Raw genomic sequence first — 4,205 nt, 5'->3', positions numbered from 1 at the left:
CAATGTTAAATTCAGTGAAAACCTCTTCCCAAACCTTGTTCAACGGTTTTTTCCACTGTTTTGATGGTAATGCGATTTCGACGTTATCTTGAATTTGGCGTTCTCCTTTCAGAATATCTACCGCACAAATCTCAATAAGCTCCTTTTCAATTTCCTGTGTTCCAGCGAAAAAAGATTCAGAGTTTCCTAAGGTGTGACATCCAATATGGTTTGGATTTTTTACTAAAACAGACATGAAAGGAGCATCTTTCAGGAAGGAAGCATCTTGATTAAATATCTCATCATCTAAGTAGGATGCGGGTACACCCAGAACTCCAGTTTTGTCGTAATTGGTATTTTTTTCTAAAGCCGTAAAGACGATGTCTTTTATTTCCTCACTAGATTTTTTCTTCCAAAAATGCGTCATGCTTCTTTCTTGTTTTTACTTGCCACAATTTTAAAAAATGATTGCGGCTGTAAAAAGGATAAAAAGCTGTTGAAAGATTAACATTTGTCAATTTTGGAGAATCTAAGAATACACTGGGAAGGAAAGGCCATCTATCTCTTTGGGTTTACTATTTTTGGGAAACATAATTACGACACATCATGAATATAGATAAACCAAAAAGACATTTTGTTAAGGAAGATTTAATCATCAATACTTGGGAAGATGTGAAACCATATTTCGAAGATTTAACAGAACGAGATTTAGCAACCAAGGCAGATGTTGAGCAATGGCTCAAAGATAAGTCTGAGCTGGATGCTGTATTGGAAGAGGATGCTGCATGGCGTTACATAAGAATGACAATTGATACCCGTGATGAATCTTTAAGTGAAGCCTATAAGGTGTTTGTTACGCAAATTCAACCCAAGTTAGCACCTTTTGAAGATCAGTTGAATCGTAAGTTGATGGCATCTGAATTTGTAGATGATTTTAAAGGAGAGGATTACCATATTTACTTTCGCTCCGTAAGAACTGCATTGGAGTTATACAGGGAAGAAAATGTTGCCTTGCAAGCTGAAATTGCAGAGTTGAGTCAACAATTTGGGAGTATTTCTGCAGCACAAACGATAAGTTATAAAGGGGAGACTTTGACCATGCAAAAAGCTGCTACTTACTTAAAAGATAAAGATAGGACAGTACGCAAAGAAGTTTATGAATTAATGACGGAGCGTAGAGCTGAGGATATAGCAGCTTTAGATGAATTGTTCAGCAAGTTAGTTGCAAAACGTCATCAAGTTGCTTTGAATGCGGGCTTTGATAATTTTAGAGATTATAAGTTCCAAGCGATGGGGCGATTTGACTACACGAAAGAAGATTGTTTTGATTTTCACGCTTCAATAAAAAAGCACATTGTTCCATTAGTAAAAGAAATTCAAGCCAAACATAAAGCAGATTTAGGGGTAGATGTATACAGGCCTTATGATACAGAGGTAGACCCGAGTGGAAAGGAAGCGCTAAAACCTTTCGAAGGCGGAGAAGCATTACTGCAAAAATCCATTGCAGCAATGGGGAAGATAGATGCTTATTTTGCAGATTGTATAGCTACCATGGATAAAATGAAACATTTGGATTTAGAATCTAAAGAAGGAAAATCACCAGGAGGATATAATTATCCGTTGTACGAAATAGGTGTTCCTTTCATTTTTATGAACGCAGTGGGAGCCCAAAGAGATTTAGTAACTATGGTTCACGAAGGTGGACATGCAGTGCACTCTTTTTTAAGTAGAGATTTAGAATTAACAGGATTCAAAAGTCTACCCTCTGAGGTGGCTGAATTAGCTTCTATGTCTATGGAGTTATTGACTATGGATCATTGGGATGAATTCTACAAGGATGAAGAGGATTTAAAACGTGCTAAACGCGATCAGTTGGAAACCATTCTCAAGATTTTACCATGGATAGCAACCATAGATGAATACCAACATTGGATATACGAAAACCCAACACATACAACTCAAGATAGAGCAGAGGCTTGGCTGCGTATTAGCAAGGAGTATGGCACTGGTTTGGTAGAATGGGAAGGATATGAAACTGCAAAAGCGACAAGTTGGCAACGTCAATTGCATTTGTTTGAAGTACCTTTTTATTACATCGAATATGCATTTGCTCAATTAGGAGCATTAGGTGTTTGGAAAAATAGTAAGGCGGATTTGGCGAAGGCTGTTGCCAATTACAAAGAAGCGCTGAAATTAGGCTACACCAAGAGTATTCCTGAAATCTATGAAACAGCTGGTGTTAAATTTGATTTCTCGGATAACTACCTATCGGAGATTGCGAAATTTGTAGGAGAGGAATTGAAAGCCGTTTAAGAAGAAAAGAAATAAAAAAATCCCAGTCTAAACAGATTGGGATTTTTTATTGATATGAATTTTTTAATCTTCTATATTTCAAAAAAGAAGGAGAATCTATAGATCAATGGAAGTAATGCTTTGTTTCCAGAACCGTCTGTTTTCGATAAGAAATAAGAGCTTCTGAAAGGTGAATTATTGTGGTTGATTACATCGTACATTAATCCTGCATTGATACGGAAGAAATCCCATGATTTTGATAGTCCACCTCCAACAAAGGCTGTAGGTACCCACGAAGGAGAAGATACAAAGGTAAAGTTGATCGGTGTATGCAGAAACTCCACTTCAGCTCCAAGGTAAATGATGTTTTCTATACGGTAGTGTAAGAATGCTCCACCACCATAAATCGTGTAAGATGTGCTTTGACCCGTTTGAAAATTATTTGCCCAAACATGTTGAAAGCGCAAAGAAGGTCCCCAAGCAATAGAAGGGTTCATCGCTGCAAATTTATATTTTGGACCAATACCAAAGTTTCCGCCATTTTTAGAGAATCCCATGGCCAAGTCAAAACCAATTTCTGGACGACTGTCTTCTTGTGCAACAGTATAGTTCATTGAAAATAGAAGTGTTGCAATGAGGAGAATTCTATATATCATAGTTGTTTTTTTAATTCGTTCAAGGGAGAAGGGAAAATATTATGATCTCCTTCAAAGTGAATAAAAGTAAAGTTTAATAATTTATCCTCAAAATCACTTTTAACCGCTTCAATTTTTTCTACATCTAAAAATTCATCATTGTCTCCAACGAGGAAAAAGTTGTTTGAATTAGCGAACGATGAATCTTGTTCTAAACCTTTTAAGTCTGGAGGGAAAACACTAGCCCAAAGAACAAAGTTGTTAAACTTAACCTGTCCCATTTGGTGCCATCGTGCCGCTGTGGCCCCGCCTTGAGAAAAACCGAGTAATGTCAGTTTTTGATTGTGCGAAGCTTTTACATTGTTGTAAACATCATCTAAAAAAATGAGATTGTCAGCGATATCGTCTTCACGCGCTTCTTTGGTCATCCAACTCGCACCCACACGACCGCTACTTCCTTTTAAGTAAAAACGGTGCATCCCTTCGGGTGCTATTATAGCTGTGTCCTCATCAACCAATGTTTGAAATTTACGGATGAAAAATTTAGAAAGTTGTCCATAGCCATGCAAGATGAAAATCAAGTGTTTTGCGGTGGCAGGATTTCCTTCTACATAATACCTGTAACTTTTTTGAGCACGTAAAATATTTTCCATTAATCGATAATAAAATTATATATAGCAGTAATAACCTCTTGCTTTTGTTCCAAATGTGGATGGTGCCCACAGTCGTCTAACATCAGTTTTTCCTTCTTGCTACTTTGAATATGGTCTAAAATTAAATCAACTTGTTGTTCTGTTCCATATTGATCCATCTTTCCTTGAATAATTAATGCATCAACTACAACTTTGTCTATCTTCTTACATATATTCCAATCCTTAAAGAAAGGAGCATTCCAGGTATTGGCCCAGGCGTAAAAGAGATCATTCGTTTTATCTCCGTGGTATTTTTTTAAACCATCTAATTTACCTTTCTCGTAGGCTTCTACAGCAGGTTGTATTCCTGCTAAAGTTTCGGGCTCATTGATTACATGAGCAGCCATTGTTACCACGGCCTTTAAACGCTCATTGTATTTTTGCGCATATAACAGAGCAATGCTCCCACCATCTGAATGTCCTATTAAAATTGCTTTTTGCTTTTCTTCTAAAACAGCATCTAAAAACTTCGGGAGTTCGTCCAAAGCATAGCGCTCCAAGTAATCATCATTTCTCTTTTCTGTTAAAGGTGAAGAAGAAGCGTAACCTTGACGTTCATATACAATTCCAGAAAGTTTTAGGCGGTCGCATAGTTGTTGAGGGAAAT

4 protein-coding genes and 1 pseudogene are annotated in these 4,205 nt (G+C 37.1%); 1 reads left to right on the top strand and 4 read right to left on the bottom strand.

Translation table 11 applies throughout. The features are described 5' to 3' along the window. Positions 1–406 (bottom strand): annotated as a pseudogene (locus tag R3333_RS12860) (hypothetical protein); the annotation flags it as partial. A 179-nt stretch (positions 407–585) separates the two neighbouring features. Between R3333_RS12860 and R3333_RS12855 the strand changes: the two are divergent. Beyond that, entirely contained in the window at positions 586–2,292 is a 1,707-nt protein-coding gene (locus R3333_RS12855; RefSeq protein WP_318959177.1) for a M3 family oligoendopeptidase, read from the top strand. A gap of 71 nt (positions 2,293–2,363) precedes the next feature. Here the strand turns inward: R3333_RS12855 and R3333_RS12850 are convergent, their stop codons facing one another. The 3 genes from R3333_RS12850 to R3333_RS12840 form a co-directional block, all read right to left on the bottom strand. Further along, entirely contained in the window at positions 2,364–2,927 is a 564-nt protein-coding gene (locus R3333_RS12850) for a hypothetical protein (protein WP_318959176.1), read from the bottom strand. Then, complete coding sequence (locus tag R3333_RS12845) at positions 2,924–3,559, bottom strand: alpha/beta hydrolase (protein WP_318959175.1); 636 nt, start codon at positions 3,557–3,559, stop codon at positions 2,924–2,926. The genes R3333_RS12850 and R3333_RS12845 overlap by 4 nt, the downstream gene beginning before the upstream one ends. Continuing rightward, positions 3,559–4,205, bottom strand: a 647-nt coding sequence (locus R3333_RS12840) for an alpha/beta fold hydrolase (RefSeq protein ID WP_318959174.1), incomplete at its 5' end; no start/stop codon positions are given. The genes R3333_RS12840 and R3333_RS12845, both read right to left, overlap by 1 nt.

Source organism: Lishizhenia sp. (assembly GCF_033720595.1).
Taxonomy (GTDB): Bacteria; Bacteroidota; Bacteroidia; order Flavobacteriales_D; family Crocinitomicaceae; genus Lishizhenia.
The sequence above is the reverse complement of the archived record's forward strand: the minus strand, read 5'-3'. Positions and strand labels throughout refer to the sequence as shown.